Source organism: Salinisphaera sp. T31B1, assembly GCF_040361275.1.
Classification (GTDB): Bacteria; Pseudomonadota; Gammaproteobacteria; order Nevskiales; family Salinisphaeraceae; genus Salinisphaera.
Genome location: NZ_APNH01000005.1, coordinates 94,533 through 114,292 on the forward strand (window position 1 = coordinate 94,533; position 19,760 = coordinate 114,292).

At 64.3% G+C, this 19,760-nt stretch carries 15 protein-coding genes; 11 read left to right on the forward strand and 4 right to left on the reverse strand.

The window, feature by feature from the left end:
* Window positions 1-22: 22 nt before the first annotated feature.
* From T31B1_RS17280 to T31B1_RS17295, 4 genes are all read right to left on the reverse strand, one after another.
* The gene (locus T31B1_RS17280) at window positions 23-3,139 is read right to left on the reverse strand and encodes an efflux RND transporter permease subunit (RefSeq protein WP_353250785.1); all 3,117 of its coding nucleotides are present in this window, start codon (window positions 3,137-3,139) and stop codon (window positions 23-25) included.
* Window positions 3,136-4,512: an efflux RND transporter periplasmic adaptor subunit gene (locus tag T31B1_RS17285; RefSeq protein ID WP_353250786.1), complete on the reverse strand. Its 1,377-nt coding sequence runs from the start codon at window positions 4,510-4,512 to the stop codon at window positions 3,136-3,138. Before T31B1_RS17285 ends, T31B1_RS17280 begins: the two co-directional genes overlap by 4 nt.
* Window positions 4,509-6,005 carry an efflux transporter outer membrane subunit gene (locus T31B1_RS17290; RefSeq protein WP_353250787.1) on the reverse strand — a complete coding sequence of 499 codons (1,497 nt, stop codon included), beginning with the start codon at window positions 6,003-6,005 and terminating at the stop codon, window positions 4,509-4,511. Before T31B1_RS17290 ends, T31B1_RS17285 begins: the two co-directional genes overlap by 4 nt.
* A gap of 150 nt (window positions 6,006-6,155) precedes the next feature.
* The gene (locus T31B1_RS17295) at window positions 6,156-6,713 is read right to left on the reverse strand and encodes an EF-hand domain-containing protein (RefSeq protein ID WP_353250788.1); all 558 of its coding nucleotides are present in this window, start codon (window positions 6,711-6,713) and stop codon (window positions 6,156-6,158) included.
* A gap of 214 nt (window positions 6,714-6,927) precedes the next feature.
* On the opposite strand from T31B1_RS17295, the gene T31B1_RS17300 reads away from it, so the two are divergent.
* From T31B1_RS17300 to T31B1_RS17350, 11 genes are all read left to right on the forward strand, one after another.
* Window positions 6,928-7,650, forward strand: a complete 723-nt coding sequence (locus T31B1_RS17300; protein ID WP_353250789.1) for a response regulator — start codon at window positions 6,928-6,930, stop codon at window positions 7,648-7,650.
* A gap of 5 nt (window positions 7,651-7,655) precedes the next feature.
* Window positions 7,656-8,996, forward strand: a complete 1,341-nt coding sequence (locus T31B1_RS17305; RefSeq protein WP_353250790.1) for an ATP-binding protein — start codon at window positions 7,656-7,658, stop codon at window positions 8,994-8,996.
* Window positions 8,997-9,062: 66 nt separating this feature from the next.
* On the forward strand, window positions 9,063-9,866 hold the full coding sequence (locus T31B1_RS17310) for a phosphatase PAP2 family protein (RefSeq protein WP_353250791.1): 804 nt from the start codon (window positions 9,063-9,065) through the stop codon (window positions 9,864-9,866).
* 351 nt (window positions 9,867-10,217) lie between these two features.
* Window positions 10,218-10,901, forward strand: a complete 684-nt coding sequence (locus T31B1_RS17315) for a type 1 glutamine amidotransferase domain-containing protein (protein ID WP_353251068.1) — start codon at window positions 10,218-10,220, stop codon at window positions 10,899-10,901.
* Window positions 10,902-10,984: 83 nt separating this feature from the next.
* Window positions 10,985-11,446 carry a GNAT family N-acetyltransferase gene (locus T31B1_RS17320; RefSeq protein ID WP_353250792.1) on the forward strand — a complete coding sequence of 154 codons (462 nt, stop codon included), beginning with the start codon at window positions 10,985-10,987 and terminating at the stop codon, window positions 11,444-11,446.
* A gap of 15 nt (window positions 11,447-11,461) precedes the next feature.
* Window positions 11,462-12,943 carry a RimK family ATP-grasp domain-containing protein gene (locus T31B1_RS17325; protein ID WP_353250793.1) on the forward strand — a complete coding sequence of 494 codons (1,482 nt, stop codon included), beginning with the start codon at window positions 11,462-11,464 and terminating at the stop codon, window positions 12,941-12,943.
* A 103-nt stretch (window positions 12,944-13,046) separates the two neighbouring features.
* The gene (locus tag T31B1_RS17330) at window positions 13,047-15,215 is read left to right on the forward strand and encodes a malate synthase G (protein WP_353250794.1); all 2,169 of its coding nucleotides are present in this window, start codon (window positions 13,047-13,049) and stop codon (window positions 15,213-15,215) included.
* A 234-nt stretch (window positions 15,216-15,449) separates the two neighbouring features.
* On the forward strand, window positions 15,450-15,719 hold the full coding sequence (locus T31B1_RS17335; protein WP_353250795.1) for a DUF4212 domain-containing protein: 270 nt from the start codon (window positions 15,450-15,452) through the stop codon (window positions 15,717-15,719).
* 9 nt (window positions 15,720-15,728) lie between these two features.
* Window positions 15,729-17,501, forward strand: a complete 1,773-nt coding sequence (locus T31B1_RS17340; protein WP_353250796.1) for a sodium:solute symporter family protein — start codon at window positions 15,729-15,731, stop codon at window positions 17,499-17,501.
* Between the two features lie 184 nt (window positions 17,502-17,685).
* A complete protein-coding gene (locus T31B1_RS17345; protein WP_353250797.1) occupies window positions 17,686-18,936 on the forward strand; it encodes a DUF445 family protein in 1,251 nt (416 codons plus the stop codon).
* Between the two features lie 48 nt (window positions 18,937-18,984).
* The gene (locus T31B1_RS17350; RefSeq protein ID WP_353250798.1) at window positions 18,985-19,758 is read left to right on the forward strand and encodes an Abi-alpha family protein; all 774 of its coding nucleotides are present in this window, start codon (window positions 18,985-18,987) and stop codon (window positions 19,756-19,758) included.
* Window positions 19,759-19,760 lie beyond the last annotated feature (2 nt).

Here is a 19,760-nt window from a genome sequence, read left to right on the forward strand (position 1 = left end):
CGGCGCTCATGCTGCGGGGGATTCAGGCGGTGCGATCGTCGCCGAGCAGGCGTGCGGCACGGCGTGCCAGCCAGGTCTTGCCGTCTTCAACGATCACGTAGAAGCAGGGCACGAGCGCCAGGGTGATACCGGTCGCGAACAGGATGCCAAAGCCCAGCGAGATCGCCATGGGAATCATGAAACGCGCCTGCAGGGAGGTCTCGAAGATCATGGGCGCCAGTCCGCCGAAGGTGGTCAGCGTGGTCAGCAGAATCGGTCGGAACCGGCGGATAGCGGCCAGGCGTACCGCCTCGGTGGGCGACAAGCCGCCGTCGCGCAGGGTGTTGGCGTAATGGATCAGTACCAGCGAGTCGTTCACGACCACGCCGGCCAGCGCGACCACGCCCATGAGGCTGATCACCGACAGCGAATACCCCATGATCTCGTGGCCGATGATGGCGCCCACCACCGCGAACGGAATCGCGATCATGACGATGATCGGCTGGATATAGCTGGCGAAGGGTATCGCCAGCAGCATGTAGATACCGGCCATCGACAGGATGAAGCCGACCAGCAGCGAATGCATGGAGTTGGCGGTGTCTTCCTGGCGGCCCGAATAGCCATAGGTCAGCCCCGGATAGTCGGCGGCCAGCGCCGGTAGCGTGGTCGCATTGAGGGTCTGGGTCACGCGACTCGTGGCATCGAACGGCGTGACGTTGGCCGTGACCTCCACGCTGCGCCGCCCGTTGCGGCGGGTGATCGAGGTGTAAGCGCGGGTGTAGTCGATATCGGCGACCTGACGAAGCGGTACGTAGGTGTTGTCGGGGGTGCGGATGAGCAGATCGCGGATCGCCGCAGCGCTGTCGCGCTCGGAGGCGGGCAGGGTGACCATTACCTTGACTTCGTTGCGCCCACGTAGTTGGCGCAGCGCTTCGTCGCCGTAGAAGGCCGCACGGACCTGTGCGCCGACCAGGGCGTTGGTCAAGCCCAGACTGCGCCCGGCGTCGTTGAGTTCGAAGGTGACCTGATTCTTTCCCTGGGCCACGCCGCTGTCGATATCGGTCACGCCGGCGAATTCGCCCAGTTCGGCGGCCAGCGCCTCGGCTGCACGGTCGAGCGTGTCGGTGTCACGGTGCGACAGTTCCACGGTGATCGCCTTGCCCGCACCCGGGCCGCCGGCGTCGGACTGGAACTGCGATGACTGCAGGCCGGGAATCTCGCCGAGTTCGTCGCGCCAGTCGGTGATGAACTCAGCGGTGCTGATCGGTCGCACATCGGCGGCGGTGAGATACACGCGCATCTCGATACTGTTCTCTTCGATGGTCGCGAACACGCCGGTGGCCAGCGACTGGCCGCCGTGTGCGGCGATCACGCGGTCGGCGGCTGCTTCCAGACGATCGCGCACGGCCGTCATGGTCGACATCGGGCTGCCGTAGGGCAGGGTCAGCGTCGCCTGGGCGCGATCCGATTCGACCTTGGGCATGAGCGCAAACCCCATTCGCCCACTGGCCGCCCACGCCAGCACGATCAGCAGTACGCCCACGCCGATGGATGCGGTCAGGTATCGGTGTCGTACCAGCCAAGACGAGAACGGCGCGTAGTAGCGTTCGACCATGGTCGAAAAGCCACGCGAAAAAGCCTGCTGGCGACGATGGATGGCGCCCGATATGCGTCCACGCTGGCGCGGACGGGCGTGCGCCAGATGGGCCGGCATGATGAACAGCGCCTCGACCCAGGAGACCAGGAAGACCGTGATTACCACCATCGGGATCACGCCGAACAGCTTGCCCAGGAAACCGGGTACGAGCAGCAGCGGCAGGAAGGTCACGATGTTGGTCAGGATCGAAAACGACACCGGCATGGCCACGTCGCGGGCGCCACCGATCGCGGCGTCCATGACGCTCGCCCCGCGTTCGCGGGCTTCGTAGATGTTCTCGCCGGCCACGATGGCGTCATCGACGACGATGCCCAGCGCGATGATGAACGCGAACATCGAGATCATGTTGATCGTCACGCCGATCAGCGGCAGAAACAGAAACGCGCCGAGAAAGGCCGTGGGGATGCCCATGGTCACCCAGAACGCCAGGCGCATCTCCAGGAACAGGCTGAGCACGACCAGTACGAGTACCAGGCCCATGAAAGCGTTCTTGAGCAGCAGTTCAAGACGTTGGGCATAAATCTCGGAGCTGTCGCCGTTGATGGCGTAGTGCAGCGCCGGCGGCAGGTCGGGTTCGACATCGGCCATGGCCGCTCGAGTGGCCCGGGAGACCTGGATCGGCGTCTGTTTGCCGACCCGGAACACCTCCAGACCGATCGAGCGCTTGCCGTCATAGGTCGCCTCGGTCTTGGTGTCTTCAAAGCCGTTGGTCACCGTGGCTACATCGCCGATATGGATGACCGTGCCATCCGGCGTGGTCAATAGCGGTACCCGCTCGAACTCGCGGGCCGTATCGCGTCGGCCCTTGAGCCGCAGCAGCACCTCGCCGGACTGGGTATCGGCGCTGCCGCCGGCGACATCCACCGCGGCCGATGCGATACGGTCGGCGACGTCGTTCAAGGTCAGGTCATAGCTGCGCAGGCGCTCCTGCGAGATGGCGATACGGGTGACATAGTCGCGCGCACCCTCGAGTTCGACCTGGGTGATGTCGCCCGACTGCAACAGCCGGTCGCGTACTTCTTCTGCGTAGGCACGCAGCGCGGTTTCGCTGACATCGCCATAAAGCTGGATATCGAGCACATCACGCTGGTGATCGGACAGCGAGATCACCGGCCGTTCGGCGTCGTCGGGGAACGTGGTGATCTGGTTGACCGCTTGCTGGACGTCCTGGAAGACGGCCTGCCCATCGGCGGATTCGGCCAGTTCCAGGGTGATGGTGCCGGCGCCCTCGGCGGCCTGAGCGGTCATTTCGTCGATGCCGGAGATATCGCGTACCTTCTCCTCGACGGCCAGCACGATGTTCTGTTCGACCTGTTCGGGGGTCGCTCCCGGATAGGCGACCGTGACCGTGACCATGTCGAGACTGAATTCCGGGAAGACCTCCTGTTTGATCAGCGTGGTCATGAGCAGACCGCCGGCCAGCAGGGCCAGCATGAGCAGATTGGGGGTGACCCGGTTGGCCACCATCCATGCGATCGGTCCGCGGCGGCTGGTATCGCTCACGAGCGCGGCCCGTCGTCCCGATCCGCGCGTGCCGTGTGGCTCAGCCCCTGCGCCGGTGCTTCGACCAGTCTCAGATCCAGCGACCGGTCGATCGCCTCGGCCGGGACCGGCTGCTGCGCCCCGGCGGCGGCAACGTCTGTGTCCGCCGACGGATCACGCGGCCGTCGATCGGCGTCCGCGGTCTCCACCCGGATCGGCATCCCCTGGATGGGGGCGGTCAGTTCGCTGGTGATGACCTCTTCGCCCGGCGCCAGGCCGGCAGCAATCACGGCCTGGTTGGCGTCACGGTAGGCGATATTGACGCTACGTATATCCAGCGTACCGGTATCGCTCATCACCCAGATCTGGTTGTTCTCGTGCACGAAGGCGGCATCGACCAGAACGCTGCCGCTGGGGATATCGGCCTGGATGCGTGCGGCCACATAGGCGCCCAGCAGCAAACCGGCGCCGTCCGGTTTGTCCGGCCCCAGCGGGTCGGGCACGCGCAGTAATACGCGCGCCATGCGGCCGTCGGCCTCGAGCGCCGGTTGAATCCGTAGCACCTCGGCTTCGACGCTGGCCCCGGCGCCCCAGGCATCGGGATAGAACACCGCCGCCGGCGAGCCGTGGCCGGCCGCGCCTGCAGCGCGCAGCCAGCGCAGTTGGTCGACAGGCAGCGACACATCCACCCAGTAGACATCGGTCGCCGCGATCGTGGCCAGCGTGTCGCTGGTCGTGACCACGTCGCCGATGGATGCGCTGCGCTCGGTCACGATACCGGCAAAAGGTGCGGTGACGTCGGTGCGCCCGAGATCTAGCCGGGCCTGATCGACGGCGGCCTGTGCGGACTGCACATCGGCCTTGGCTTGTTCCAGCTGCGGCCCGCGCAGGGCCAGGTCGCGCTCGTCGGCACTGACTTTGGAGCCGACCAGCGACAGCTCGCGGCGGGCCACGGCCTGCTGGCCTTGCTCGACGCGCAGTGCCGCCCGGGCACTGGCCAGCTCGCTACGGGCGTTGCTCAGTGCGATGCGATAATCGCTGGCATCGATCCGGGCCAGCACGTCGCCCTTGTCGAAGCGGGTGCCCGGAGCGAGACGATCGGTCAGCGCGACGACCTGACCGCTGACGCGTGCCCGCAGTTCGGTGGCATCGGCTGCCTCGACCGTGCCGTTGGCCTGCAGGTCCAGCGTGGGCGGCGCCGCCTCGGCGGGCGTGACGGTCACCAGTCGCGCCTGACGCGGCTTCGCCTGTGCACGCGGGGCGGTGGGCTTGGTGTCGAGCACGATGAAGGCGACCGCGACGCTGATGGCCAGAACGATCACGGGCAGAAGGAATCGCAGCAGCCGCATCGCACGACGACGAGGCGGGCGGGTCGGCTCGGACGACATGTTCATGAGGCGGCGTCGCTGTGCTGATCGGTGGGCTCGGGCGGGCGCAGCGGTACGGGCGGCGCATCGGTATCACGGCGGTCGCGGCCGAGCAGGCGCGCATCGCCCACGCCGCCGGCCAGCGATCGGTAGAGATTGATCCGGTAGTCGAGCAGCTGGCGCTGTGCGGTCAGCCGGTCGACCTGAAGGCTCTGGCGGGTCAACAGCGCATCCAGCACATCAAGATAATCGGTCGCCCCGCGCAGATAGCGCAACCGTAGATTGGCCACGACATCCTCGGACAGATCGAGCTGACGGTCGATCCGTACCAGATAGCGCTGCTGACGGTATTCGTTGGTGAGTGCGTCCTCGGTCTCCTGCAGGCCTTCGAGCAGCGCCTGCTGATAGTCGGCGAGCTGTTCGTCGACGACCGCCCGTGTGCGGCGTACCTCGGCCGCACGCGCGCCGGCATCGAACAGCGGCTGGGTCAGACTGGCGCCGAGCTGGGTCACCCAGTTGGTGAACAGTGGCGCCGAATCAGTGGTCGTCGATGTGCTGGCACTCAGCGACAGTTGTGGATACTGATCGGCGATGGCGACAGCCACACGACGATCGGCGGCCGCCACGGCCAGAAATTGCTGGCGAACATCCGGGCGCTGCATCAGTGCCGCCGTCGGCACGCCGGTGGCCGGCAGCGGCGGCAGATCGACCAGCCCGCCGGGCGGGGCCACGAAATGCTCGGGTGCCACGCCGACGAGTACGGCCAGCGCATGCTCGACCACGTCGGCCGACGCGTGCGCCTGTTCCAGCTGGCCTTGAACCGATTCCACGGTCTGACGTTGACGCAGCACATCGGCGGCGGCCGCCTGGCCGTGATTGAAGGCGAAGGTTGTCAGATCGAGCACGTCGCGGTTGGTCTCGATCTGGCGTTGGAGCAGGTCGATGCGGGCCCGCAGCTCGGCCAGCGAATACCAGTTGGTGGCAATATCCCCGGCAAGCGAGACCGCCGCGGCCTGCAGATCGGCCGCGCTTGCCTGTTGCTCGAAGCCAGCCGCATTGCGCGCGTTGCGAACCCGGCCCCACAGATCGAGCTCGTAGCTGGCCGAGAACTGCAGCGTGCGCGTGTCGCTCCAGTTCGAGGCATCGCGATCGAAGGAAAACGCATTGCCGTTGGTGCTGTTCACGAAGCGCTGGTTGCCGCTATTGGACTGGCGGGTTGCGCTCTGGTCGATGCTGGCATCGATATTGGGAAACAGGTCGGCCCGTGCGCTGGCCAGCGTGGCGCGGGCCTGGGACAGACGTGCGTAGGCTGCAACCAGCGTGAAGTTGCTGGTCAGCGCCCGCTGGACCAGCGAATCGAGCGCCGGATCGTCGAAATTACGCCACCACCGGGAGTCCATCGGGGCCTCGCCACTGCGGGCAAAGCGCTGGGGCATGACGAACGCCGGCTCGGCGAGCTCGGGTAGCGGCGTGGTGGCACAGCCGGCCGACGCCAGAACTACTGCGGTGAGCAGACACAAACCCGCGCGGCGGCCACGAACAGCTCGGCGAGGACAGGCGGATTGGTCAGACAGCGAAGGGTAGAGTGGCATACGCTTCAGGCGTGGTTCGGCGTCGGCACGGTGGTGCCGACGCCGGATTCTACGCGCTCGTGGAATCGGCGTGCCCGATCAGCCGTTGTGATCGGCTTCGTCGCGTTGGTGACGATCGTGCATCTTCTGCATGGCGTCGTTCCATTCGGTGCGCGATATGCCGCCATCGCCGTTGGCATCCATGCGCTTGAACCAGCGCTGGCTGCGATCGCCCTTGGCATGGTCACGCTCATGGGCTGCGCCCTTGTCGTCACGATCGTGATGCTTCTTGCCCTTGCCGTGCATGCCGTGATGTGACGGTCTGGCTTCATCGGCGTCCAGGTGGCCGTCGTCGTTGGCGTCCATTCGCTTGAACATGGACTCGGCCCGGCGCTGAGCCTGGGCCATGAATTCGTCGTGGTCGATCTTGCCATCACCGTTGGTATCGGCCGCATCGAAACGGCGCTTGGCCATGACCTCGCGCATACCCTTGAGCTCGTCGGGGCTGAGGCTGCCACTGCCGTCGGTGTCGAGCTGGTCGAAGACCTGTCCGGCTTGTTTGTCGGCGGACGTCGACGCGTCGCCGGACTGGGCCTGGGCGGTGCCGATGCCCATCAGCGCGGCGGCGATCGCGGTCGCGAGAATACGGTTGTTCATGTTCATCTCCTTTGCGGATGTCATTGCCGATAGCGGGGTGCTGTGACGGCACCTGCCTATTAGCGCCCGAAGATGTCGTGCAAGTCTGTCGCCGCGCGGCTTTTTTGTCGCAAAGTGTGTCAAGGTCGATGTCTGGCAGATCTGGATACACTTGCCATGCCGAAGCCGATGCAGGGCGCGATATATTGGCGCGTCAGTTCATCGGACATCTGCCATGGCCGAACAGCCGCATATCCTCGTCGTCGACGACCACCGCGATATTCGCGATTCGCTGTCGCGTTATTTGCGTGACCACGGCTTTCGGTCGGCCAGTGCGGCCGATGCGGCGGCCGCACGCAGCCAGATCCGCGATGCGGCCTTCGATCTGGTCGTGCTGGATATCATGATGCCGGGCGAAGATGGGCTGAGTCTGTGCCGGTGGCTGCGTGAAACCACCGATATCCCGGTCATCCTGCTCACGGCGGTAGCCGAAGAGATGGATCGTGTGATCGGCCTGGAGATGGGCGCCGACGACTACGTCACCAAGCCGTTCTCGCCGCGCGAACTGCTGGCCCGCGTCCGGGCGGTGCTACGGCGTGCCGCTGCGCTGCCGGCCCAGCGCAATCAGGCCGAAGACAACGCGGTTCGCTTCGACCGCTGGGTATTCCGAATCGCGCGTCAGGAACTCATTGACGACGAAGGCGTCTCCGTGGCGCTGTCCACCGGCGAATTTCGCCTGTTGCTGGCCTTCGTTCGCCATGCCAATCGGGTGCTTTCGCGCGATCAGCTGCTGGATTTGACTCAGGGTCGCGAGGCCGAGGTATTCGATCGCAGCGTGGACAACCAGGTCAGCCGCCTGCGCCGCAAGATCGAGCGTGATCCAAGCCAGCCGGCGCTGATCATCACTGTCTGGGGCGGCGGCTATCGCTTTGCCGCCGCCTGCGAGCCGATCGAATGATGCGTATGCCACGCCTGCTGCCGGCGAGCCTGTCCGCTCGTGTGGTCTGGCTGACGCTGCTGGCACTGATCGTCTCGCAGATCGTCAACTTCCTTATCTTCATGCACGAGCGAGACCGCTTTCTCGAGCGGGTGATCCTGTCCAACATGGCCGAGAACGTGGCCGCGACCACGCGCGCGCTCGACTATGTCGCACGCGGGCGACGGGCCGATGCGGTACGCAGTCTGTCCACACACGATCTGCGCTATCGTCTGCTGGCCGCCGATCGCGCGTTTCCGACCACTTCGGACACGCGTGCGCGCGGCTATGTCGACGAACTGGCCCGAAGGCTCGGCGTCGCCGTCGAACGGGTGCGGGTGGCCATTGGCCCCGGGCTTGCCCGCGGCCCGGCCCGGAACGGGCCCGACGCGCTGATCGTGCTGGTGCGTCTCGACGATGGCCGCTGGTTGCGCGCGCGCCAGCGCCTGTTCGACCCGACGCGTCGCTGGGCGCGATCGTCGCTGACCTCGCTGGCCGTCAGCGCCCTCGTGATGATCGTCATCGTGGTGGCCACCAGCCGCCGCATGACCCGGCCGCTGCGCCAGCTGGCCGGGGCGGCCGAGCGTTTCGGGCGCGGCGAGACGGTCGAGCCGCTGGCCGAGCGCGGGCCTGATGAAATCCGTCGCTCGATCGCTGCATTCAACCGCATGCGCGAACGCCTGGCCCGTTTCGTGGCCGAGCGCACGCGGCTCGTGGCGGCGATCGCCCACGATCTGCGTACGCCGATCACCGCGCTCCGCCTGCGCCTGGAATTCCTGCCCGCCGACGACAACACGCGGGCCATGGACGAGATTCTCGACGACATGGCGCGCATGGCCGAAGCCTCGCTGACGTTCATGCGCGAAGATGCGGCCGTCGAAGCGACGCGCAAGGTCGATCTGTCGGCACTGGTCGACGCCCTGTGCGAGGACTATCGCGCGGGCCAACACGACGTGCGGTTCGAGCCGGCCTCGCGTGTGACGCTGGTCTGTCGCCCGGCAGCGATACGACGTGCGCTGAGGAACCTCATCGACAACGCGCTGGCCTATGGTCGTCGCGCGCAGATCACCCTGGAGGATGGTTCGGATCAGGTCGTGCTCTCGGTCGCCGACGACGGTCCGGGTATCGGCCCGGCCGACCGGGAGCGCGTGTTCGACCCGTTCGTACGCCTGGAATCGTCACGCAGCCGCGATACCGGCGGTACCGGGCTTGGGCTGGCGATCGCGCGTTCGGTCGTACAGGGCCATGGCGGTGAGATTCGGCTGGAGGACGTGCCGCAGGGTGGGTTGATGGTGATCATTCGTCTGCCGCGCGAGCGCACGGGGTAGCTGCGCTATGCAGGTCATTAAAAATTAGTTAATAATATATGAGGAATTAATTTAAACCTCTTGCTCATGGTGGTAACCGACCGAGACTGGCACCTGCCCGGCCTGTTCTGGTCCTATGGCCTGGCCGCGGTGCTCGTGTTCTCGTTTCTGGCGCCGGCCACGCGAGAACTCTGGAACAGTCTCGATATCGGGCTGGCGTACGGCTTCAATTCATGGGTGGCATCGAATGCGCTGGCGCAACGCCTGTGGGCGGTCGCCAATCTACGGGTGATCGACTACATCGCCGCGATATTTTTGTGCAGCCTGCTCCTCTGCTACGGGCTGTTTGGCCGCAACGCCTGGGCACTCGAACGTGCGGCTCGTCTCATCGTGTTGTGTGCGGCGCTGCTCGCAGTGGTCGCACTCACGCGTGCTTTCGTGTTTGACGACATCAGCCGCGACAGCCCGTCGCTTGTCCTCGAGCCATTCACCCGTCTGTCTGAACAGGTCGATTTCGCGGTCAAGGACCATTCGCCCAAGAGCTTTCCCGGCGATCACGCCACCGTGGTAGCGGTCTTTACGTTCCTGCTCTGGTTTTTCGCCGGCCCGCGGTATGGTCTGGTATCGGCTCTGCTCGCGGCGCTGCTGGTTCTGCCCCGCCTGGTCAGCGGTGCGCACTGGACGACCGATGTCGTAGTGGGGGGTGTGGGCACGGCCCTCGTGACGGTACCGATGGTGATCTTTACCCCGCTGCAGTTATACGCAGTGGCCTGGACCGCGAAAGGACTGAATCGGATCGTCTGCCGATGCGCTTTGTTCAGCTCGCGATCCGGGCCGACCGGGCCGGGCCGCGAACGGGCACGCCCTGGGAACGGCTCGCGAACGCCCTGACCGCAGCCGGCGCCCGGCGACTATCGGGGCAGGCGATCGGGATCGTGTGGACGCGGAGCACGGTCCCCGCTCGGTGCAAGTGCGGCGGTCATCGGCCCGGTGATCGTGGCAACGGCCCGTATACGGGGCGGCCCGTCAGCAGACGACTGCCCATATTCCATCGTCGGATGTGACAGCCCGCTATGGGTCAGGACGCATGTGTCGCATACGGTCCGGCCACGGTTCGCTCGTCTGGTCGGGGTTTGCGTGCCGATCACGGCAGGCGATACTTGTTACTGCGGCCAGCGCCCCGCGCTATCGCCGCAGGCCGATGTGCCGATCGGCATCACCCTTCTAGGCGAGAACACGACAATGCAGATACTCATGGTGCTGACATCCCACGACCGGCTGGGCGACACCGGGGACAAGACGGGGTTCTGGCTGGAGGAATTCGCCGCGCCATACTATGTCTTCACCGATGCGCGGGCCGAGGTGGTGATCGCCTCGCCCGCCGGCGGTCACCCGCCGCTGGATCCGCGCAGCGACGACGCCACAGCGCAGACCGAGTCCACTGCGCGTTTCAAGTCAGACGATGCAGCCGGTCGTGCGCTGGCGGATACGCGCCGTATGGCCGAGGTCCGCGATATGCGCTTTGATGCCGTGTTCTATCCGGGCGGGCACGGCCCGCTATGGGACCTGGCCGAGGACCGCGACTCTATCGCCCTGATCGAGCGCACCTATGAACAAGGCATCCCGCTGGGTCTGGTGTGTCATGGGCCGGCCGCTCTGCGGTGGGCGACCAACGGCCGGGGCGGCCCACTGGTGCACGGCCTTCGAGTGACCGGTTTCAGCAACTCCGAGGAAGCGGCGGTGGGCTTGTCCGAGATCGTTCCGTTTTCGATCGAGGACATGCTCAAGTCGCAGGGCGGGGTGTATTCACAGGGCCGCGACTGGGCGTCGCACGTGGTCACGGCCGGCAACCTGGTCACCGGCCAGAATCCGGCGTCGTCGGCGGCGGCCGCACGGATGGTCCTGGCCCAGCTACAGCCCAAGTGAGCGGCGGTCGAGCGGGCTGATCGTCCAACACGGTGGCGGCCGGTTTCCCGCGTATAATCGGCGCCATGCCGGCAGCTGTGTCCGTGTCCGTTCGTCGTGCGCTTGGTCGAGATCTCGATGCGATCGAGGCACTCGAGCGCGCCTGCTTCACGATCGACGCGCAGAGCCGCCGCAGTCTCGCATACCTGCTGGGCCGGGCGAATTCGGCGGTGTTTCTGGCCGAAGCCGACTCGGTGGTGCTGGGCGACGTAATCGTGTTGTACCGCCGGTCGAGCCTTGTCGCACGCGTGTATTCGATTGCCGTGGCGGTGCCGGCCCGCGGCCGCGGGGTAGCCCGTGCCCTGTTGAGCGCTGCCGAGGAAGACGCCCGTGCGCGCGGTTGTCGTACGATGCATGCCGAGGCGCGCACCGGCAATCTGGCATCGCGCGCGTTGTTTACTACGAACGGCTATGACACCGGCGCACGGCTGGCGGCTTATTACCCCGACGGCGAGGACGGGATCCGCCTGTTCAAACGCCTGCCGGAACCGATTTCCAACCCCTAATCGCGGAGTACGGCCATGGCCGAGCCGATCGTCGTCGTGGAGTCGTTGAAGGACTGGAAGGCCGAGCGTCAGCCGGTGCGCCTGGTCGAGGCCGACGAGTATCTGTCCGACCCGGCGTTCGCCGAGCGCGGGCTTCACGTGATCAATCTGTGTCGAAGCACCCGATACCAGAGCCTGGGCTACTATTGTTCGCTACTGGCCGAAGCACGGGGCCATCGTGTGGTGTCGTCCGTGGCCACGCTGCAGGATCTGTCGCGCAAGATACTCTACGGCGGCGAAATTCCGGCGTTGGCGCGTTATCTCGACCGGCTGGAACCCAAGGTGCGCGCGGCGCTGCCCAAGCATTGCCATATCTTTCTGGGTCAGTGCGAGCATGCCGATCTGGCGCCGCTGGCGCGTCGTCTGTTCGAGCAGTTCGCCGTGCCATTGCTCGACGTCGAACTGCGCCATCATGAAGGCCGTGTCCGGGTGGCCGGACTGCGGCCGTTGTCGATCCGCGCGCTGGAAGCCAGCGAGGCGGAATTTCTTGCCGATGCGGTCGCAGCGCATGTGACCCGAGGCTGGCGGGCGACGCGCAAGCGTCGGGCCTCGCGGTTCGATCTGGCAATGCTGGTCGATCCCGATGAAGACCAGCCGCCGTCCAACCGCGGTGCGCTCAAGGCGTTCGTTGCCGCCGGGCGCAAGCTGGGCCTGGAAGTCGAACAGATCGGCAAGCGCGATCTCGGACGCCTGGCCGAGTTCGATGCACTGTTCATCCGCGAAACGACACGTCTCAATCACCATACCTATGCCTTCTCGCGGCGTGCCGAACAGGAGGGCCTGGTGGTCATGGACGACCCGACCTCGATCCTGCGCTGCACGAACAAGGTTTATCTGGCCGAATTGCTCACCCGCCATCGGGTGGCTGCCCCACGTGCCTGTATCTTCGGCGAGAACGAGGTCGATCGCCTGCCGGAGCTGCTGGGTTTTCCCATGGTCCTCAAGGCCCCGGAGGGCGCTTTTTCCAAGGGCGTGTTCAAGGCCGAGGATCGGGTCGAACTCAAGCGCATCGCTGCGCGCCTGCTCGACGACTCCGAGCTGGCGCTCGCCCAGGAGTTCATGCCCACGGAGTTCGACTGGCGGGTCGGCGTACTGGGTGGCAAGGCCTTGTATGTCTGTCAGTACCTGATGGCCGGCGGCCATTGGCAGATCGTGGATTACGCCGCCGAGGGCGGGGCCAGCGAAGGCGATTCGCGTACGCTGGCCGTCGAGGACGCCCCGGCCCACGTCGTTCGCACGGCGGTGCGGGCCGCCAACCTCATCGGCGACGGCCTCTACGGCGTGGATCTCAAGCAGACCGTGCACGGGTTAAAGGTCATTGAAATCAACGACAATCCGAGTATCGATGCCGGCATCGAGGACCTGGTCGCCGGCGAGGCTCTCTACGATGCGATCATGGGCGAGTTTCTGCGCCGGCTGGAGCGACGAACCGAGCCGCGACCGCGACGACGGGCGTAGACGGCGTACCGATTACCTGTCGCAGGCCTTTTGTTATCATGCCGGACTGATGTTTTGCGGTGGGTCAAGCGATACCGCCGCCAAGAGAAATCAAAGGCGAACTATGACTGACCGTATCGAAAAGTCCGGCCTGCAGATCGGCAAACCGCTTTATGAGCTGATCGAGAAAGCGCTGCCCGGCACCGGTGTCGAATCGGACGTGTTCTGGCAGGAACTGGCGGATCTGGTCGCCGAGTTCGGCCCGCACAACGCCCAGCTGCTGGCTCACCGGAAGGAACTGCAGGAGACGCTGGACAAGTGGCACCGCGAGCATCGCGGCGACCAGTTCAATTTCGAAGAATATCGCAAGCTGCTGACGGAGCTCGACTATCTCGTGCCGGACGTCGACGATTTCAAAGTCTCCACCGACAACGTCGACCCGGAAATCGCCACGGTGCCGGGTCCGCAGCTGGTGGTACCGATCACCAACGCGCGGTTTTCGCTCAATGCGGCCAATGCCCGGTGGGGCAGCCTGTACGATGCGCTCTATGGTGCGGACATCATTCCCGAATCCGACGGCGCGGAGAAGGGCACGCGTTACAACCCCAAGCGCGGCGCCAAGGTCGTAGCCTGGGCGGCCCGCTTTCTGGACGAGAACTTCCCGCTTGCCGAAGGCAGTCATGCCGATGCGACCGCCTACAAGGTGGATAACGGCACCCTGTCGGTCGATGTCGGCGGCAGCCATACTGCGCTCAAGGAGCCCAAGCAGTTCGCCGGCTACCAGGGCGAGGCGAGCGCGCCGAAGGCGGTGCTGCTCGTCCACAATGCGCTGCATGCCGAAATCCAGATCGATGCGACCGACCCGGTGGGCAAGGACCACGCGGCGGGGGTGAAGGACGTGCTCATGGAAGCCGCCGTCACTGCCATTCAGGATTGCGAAGACTCGGTCGCGGCGGTCGATGCCGAAGACAAGGCGCTGGTCTACGGCAACTGGCTCGGCCTGATGAAGGGCGATCTGGAAGAGAAAGTCGAGAAGGGCGGCCAGACCATCACCCGCAAGCTCAACGATGACCGGGTCTATACCGCGCCCGACGGCTCGGAGCTGTCGCTGCCGGGTCGCAGCCTGATGCTGGTGCGTAACGTCGGCCATCTGATGACCACGCCCGCCGTGCTGGACGGACAGGGCAACGAGATTCCGGAAGGCATTCTGGACGCGCTGGCTACCGGCACGATCGCACTGCACGATCTCAAGCGCAACGGCCCGCATACCAACAGCCGGGCCGGCAGCGTCTATATCGTCAAACCGAAGATGCACGGCCCGGCCGAGGTCAACTTCACGGTCAAGCTGTTCGAGCATATCGAGAAGGCGATCGGCATGAAGCCGAACACGCTCAAGATGGGCATCATGGACGAGGAACGGCGCACCTCGCTCAATCTCAAGGCCTGTATCGCCGAAGCGCGTGAGCGCACCATCTTCATCAACACCGGCTTTCTCGACCGTACCGGCGACGAGATGCATACCTCGATGGAAGCCGGTCCAATGCTGCCCAAGGGCGAGATGAAATCGCAGCCGTGGCTCAAGGCCTATGAAGACAACAATGTCGATACCGGTCTGGCCTGCGGGCTGCGCGGCAAGGCGCAGATCGGCAAGGGCATGTGGCCGGCGCCCGATAACATGGCGGACATGATGGAGGCCAAGATTGGCCATCCGAAGGCCGGTGCCAATTGCGCCTGGGTGCCGTCGCCGACGGCCGCGACGCTGCATGCGATCCACTATCATCGCTGCGACGTGCTCGCGCGCCAAGGCGAACTCGAGTCGCGCCGCGAGGACTATATCAACGACCTGTTGACGATCCCGCTGCTTGATCGCGAGCTCTCCGAAGAGGAAATCTCCAAGGAACTGGATAACAACTGCCAGGGCATCCTCGGTTATGTCGTGCGTTGGGTCGATCAGGGCGTGGGCTGTTCCAAGGTGCCGGACATCACCGATACCCAGCTCATGGAGGATCGTGCGACATGCCGTATCTCCTCGCAGCACGTCGCCAATTGGCTGCACCACGGCGTGGCCAACGAGAACGACGTGCGTGAAACGCTCAAGCGCATGGCCAAGGTGGTCGATCGTCAGAACGAGGACGACCCGAACTACACGCCGATGTCGGCGGATTTCGATGCGTCGATCGCCTTTCAGGCGGCCTCGGATCTGATCTTCAAAGGCCGCGAGCAGCCGTCCGGTTATACCGAACCGGTCTTGCATGCGCGTCGTCGCCAGCTCAAGGCGGAACGCGCCGGCTGAGCCGCGTCCAGCAAAGCCTGCGTACACAGAGCCCGGCTTCGGCCGGGCTTTTTCGTGTCTGGAATTCGGACGCAAGCGCTTGAATCAGAACAATGCATGGTGCAGACAATTGTGATAATCCCTGTGTTTGCCATGTTTTTCGGCTACGCGCTCCGATAGCCAAAAGTCTCATTGCCGGGCGAGCCCGCTTGAAGCACCCTTGCGGCGATCCGAATTCAACAACAGGGAGGGGTCATGTCCGATCGCCCGAGTGGTTCCGCCGCCGATTACTGGCGTGCGAACATCCGGTTACTGCTCAAGCTGCTTGTGGTCTGGTTCGTGGTGTCCTACGGCTGCGGCATCCTGCTGGTGGATGTGCTCAACAACATCCAGATCGGCGGATATCCCCTGGGCTATTTCTTCGCTCAACAAGGCGCGATCTATGTGTTCCTGTTCCTGATCTTCTTTTACGCCTGGCGTATGAACAAGCTCGATCGGGAATTCGGCGTCGAAGAAAAGGATTAGGGGAGCACGATGGACACACAAACCTGGATCTATCTCGCGGTCGGCGGCAGTTTTCTGCTGTATTTCGTCATCGCGATTCTGGCCCGTGCCGGCAGTACCGAGGAGTTCTATGTTGCCGGCGGCGGCGTCGGACCGATCGCCAACGGCATGGCCACCGCGGCCGACTGGATGAGCGCGGCGTCGTTCATCTCCATGGCGGGTCTGATCGCCTTTCTCGGCTATAACGCTTCGCCGTATCTGATGGGCTGGACAGGCGGCTTCGTATTGCTCGCCTTGCTGCTAGCGCCTTATCTGCGCAAGTACGGCAGCTTTACGGTTCCGGCGTTCATCGGCGAGCGCTACTACTCCAACGTCGCGCGCACCGTGGCCATCATCTGCCTGATCGTGGCGTCGGTGACGTATGTGATCGGCCAGATGAAAGGCGTGGGCGTGGCCTTCGGCCGATTCCTGGAAGTGGAGTTCGAAACCGGTGTCCTTATCGGGATGGGGGTGGTGTTCGTCTATGCCGTGCTCGGCGGCATGAAAGGCATCACCTATACCCAGATCGCCCAGTACATCGTACTGATCTTCGCCTTCACGGTGCCGGCTGTGTTCATCTCCATTCAGCTGACCGGCATTCCGTTGCCTCAGATCGGGCTCGGCTCGACCATGGCGGACGGCAGCGGGGTGTATCTGCTCGACAAACTCAACACGGTCATCACCGACCTGGGTTTCGACCGTTTCACTGACCCCGAGCATTCCACTGTCAATATCTTTCTGCTCACCCTGTCGCTGATGATCGGCACGGCCGGCCTGCCGCACGTGATCATCCGCTTTTTCACCGTGCGCAAGGTCACCGATGCCCGCAAGTCGGTGGGCTGGGCGCTGGTGTTCATCGCCATTCTCTACACGACCGCGCCGGCGGTCGGTGCCATGGCTCGCCTGAATCTGATGCAGACGGTCCAAACCGGCCCGATCGGCGAGCAGACGGCCAATCTCGATTACGAACAGCGGCCCCAGTGGTTCAAGACCTGGGAAGGCACCGGCCTGCTGGGCTTCGAGGACAAGAACGGCGACGGCCGTATCCAGTACTACAACGACAAGAACCCGGAGTTTCAGGCGACGGCGAACGAGATGGGCTGGCAGGGCAACGAGATGACCACGGTCGACCGTGACATCATGGTGCTGGCCAATCCCGAGATCGCTCAGCTGCCCTCCTGGGTGATTGCGTTGGTCGCGGCCGGCGGCGTGGCGGCCGCGTTGTCGACCGCGGCCGGCCTGTTGCTGGCCATCTCCTCGGCGATCTCGCACGATCTGCTCAAGAGCATGCTGCGGCCCAACATCTCTGAAAAAGGCGAGCTCATGGCCGGGCGTATCGCCATGGTCGGCGCGATACTGGTGGCCGGCTACCTGGGGATCAACCCGCCGGGGTTCGCCGCCGAAGTGGTGGCATTGGCGTTCGGGCTGGCCGCTTCGTCGCTGTTCCCGGTGCTGCTGATGGGCATCTTCTCCAAGCGGATGAACCGCGAGGGCGCTATCGCCGGCATGCTGGCCGGTCTGGTTGCCACCGTGGCTTATATCTTCATCTACAAGGGGATGTTCTTCATTCCCGGGACCAATCTGTTCCCGGATTCGGCCGATGCCTGGCTGTTCGGCATCCAGCCGGAATCGTTCGGCGCGATCGGGGCCTTGGTCAACTTTGTTGTGGCCTATGCTGTATCGAGGGTGACGGCACCGCCACCGCCCGAAATCGAGCAGATGGTCGAGAACATCCGCGTGCCGGGGGCTCTGCGACAAGCCTGACCGTCGATAACGACGAAACAGCCCCGCATCCGCGGGGCTTTTTTGTGGTTGGAACCTTGTCTGGCGGTTCGAGACAGGCACGACAAACAAGCGTATGGTCTATCGGAAACCAGATCTTTTCGGTTGTCCACATGGCCGATCCGATCAATAACGCCCGCGGTGCATAGATGAGGAGTCGGGCCACATGGATATGGGCTTTCTCGCGACGGCGACGTTCTGGAAATACGCCTCGATGCCGTTCATCAGCGCGATCATCGGTTATATAACCAATGTCGTGGCGATCAAGATGATGTTCCACCCGATCGAGTTCGTCGGCCTCTGGAAGCCGTATCTCGGCTGGCAGGGCATCGTGCCGCGCAAGGCGGCCAAGATGTCGGCGATCGCCACCGACACGATCACCCAGAATCTGATCGACAGCGAAGAGATCTTCGCCCGGCTGGATCCCGAAGAAGTCGCCGAGCACCTCAAGGTGCCGCTCAACGAGATGACCGAGGATCTCGTCGACCAGGTCATGCGTACTCACCATCCCGAAGTGTGGTCGCGAACGCCGCAGGCCGCACGCGAGACCATCGTCGCGCGCATCCAGTCCACCATTCCACAGGCGATCGCCGACACGGTGCGCGATCTGCGCAAGGATGTGAACCAGGTGTTCGATCTGAAGAACATGGTGGTCACCAATCTGGTTCATCACAAGGAACTGATGAACCGGATCTTTCTGGAGACCGGCGATAAGGAATTCCGCTTCATTGCGCGCTCCGGTGCATATTTCGGGTTTCCGCTGGGCCTACTGCAGATGTTCGTGTGGATGTTCTATCAGCCGTTCTGGCTATTGCCCGCGGTGGGGCTGATGGTGGGCTGGTTCACCAATTGGGCCGCGCTGAAGATGATCTTCAATCCGAAGGACAAGCATCGGGTCGGCCCGTTCGAGCTACACGGGCTGTTCTTCAAGCGACAGCGCGATGTCGCCAGCGCCTACGGCGACCTGGTGGCCAACGAAGTGCTCTCGCCGATCAATATCCTGCAACAGGTACTGCGCGGACCGTATTCCGATCGAATCTTCACGATCATCGCGCATCGCGTGGGCGAAGCGATCGACGAAAGCGCCGGCCCGATCCGTTCGTTCATGAGCTGGACCGTGGGCGACGTGAACTATATTCGCCTGAAGCAGACGGCCGTGGAGCGGCTCATCGCACAGACGCCGGACGCCCAGGATCGGCCATCGCCGGCCATGCAGTCGTTTGTCGATTACGCCGACCGGGAGCTGGCCATCGAGCAGACGCTGGTCGAGCGCATGCGCCAGCTGCCGCCGCGGGAGTTCGAGGGCATGCTTCGTCCGGCCTTCGAAGAAGACGAATGGATCCTGATCACCGTGGGCGCGGCACTGGGTCTGGCCGTGGGCGTGTTTCAGTTCGTCGTCCTGTTCGGCGGCGGCTGATACTCGTCAGCCAGCGACGTGCGTCCGTGTAACGACAAGGAAGACTGCGTGAACAGATCAAGCGAACACGAGGAACCCACGCCGGATCTCGGCCAACATTTCGATCCCGAGCCACGTGGCCCCCTGCCGCTGCATGCTTTCCATCAGGCGTTGCTGAAACTGGCGCAGCGGCCGGTGGCCGGCATCGGCCTGAGAGCCCTGCGCCGGGCCGAGAACTGGCTGCTGATCGAGCTCAATCAACGTCTGGCTCGGGCCGGCGGCGAGCCGCCGGACCCGTTGGGCACCACATCGGACCACCAGACCGATGTGGATCCCAGCGAAATTCTGCAGGCACTGCTGCGCGCCTCGCGGGGCACGGATCAGCACGCCATCGAGTTCGATTTCTATGTCCGCGTACTGCGTCAGCTCAACCCGTCCCAGGCCCGTATTCTCGTGCTCATGGCCGGGGGCCGAGCCTGGCCGATGATTCATGTCTGTGCCGGATCGCTCATCGGCGGCGCGCGCGAGCGTGTATTGTCGTTCGCCTCCAGCGTCGGTAAGGAGGCGGGCGTGCTTCTGCGCGATCAGGTGCCGCATTTCATTGCCCATATGCACTCGCTCGGTCTACTCACCGTCGGCCCGGAGCGCGATGATCTGGAACCGGAATACGAGATCCTCGAAGCCGAGACGCTGGTACGCGACGCTCAGGTGTATATCACCGACGAACTGGGTGCCTATGCCCATATAGAGCGCAGCACGATACGGCTGTCGGAGTTCGGCATGGCCCTTTGCAATGTCGCCCTGCGCGACGACGAATCCGCACCTGGGCATGATCGGTCATGACG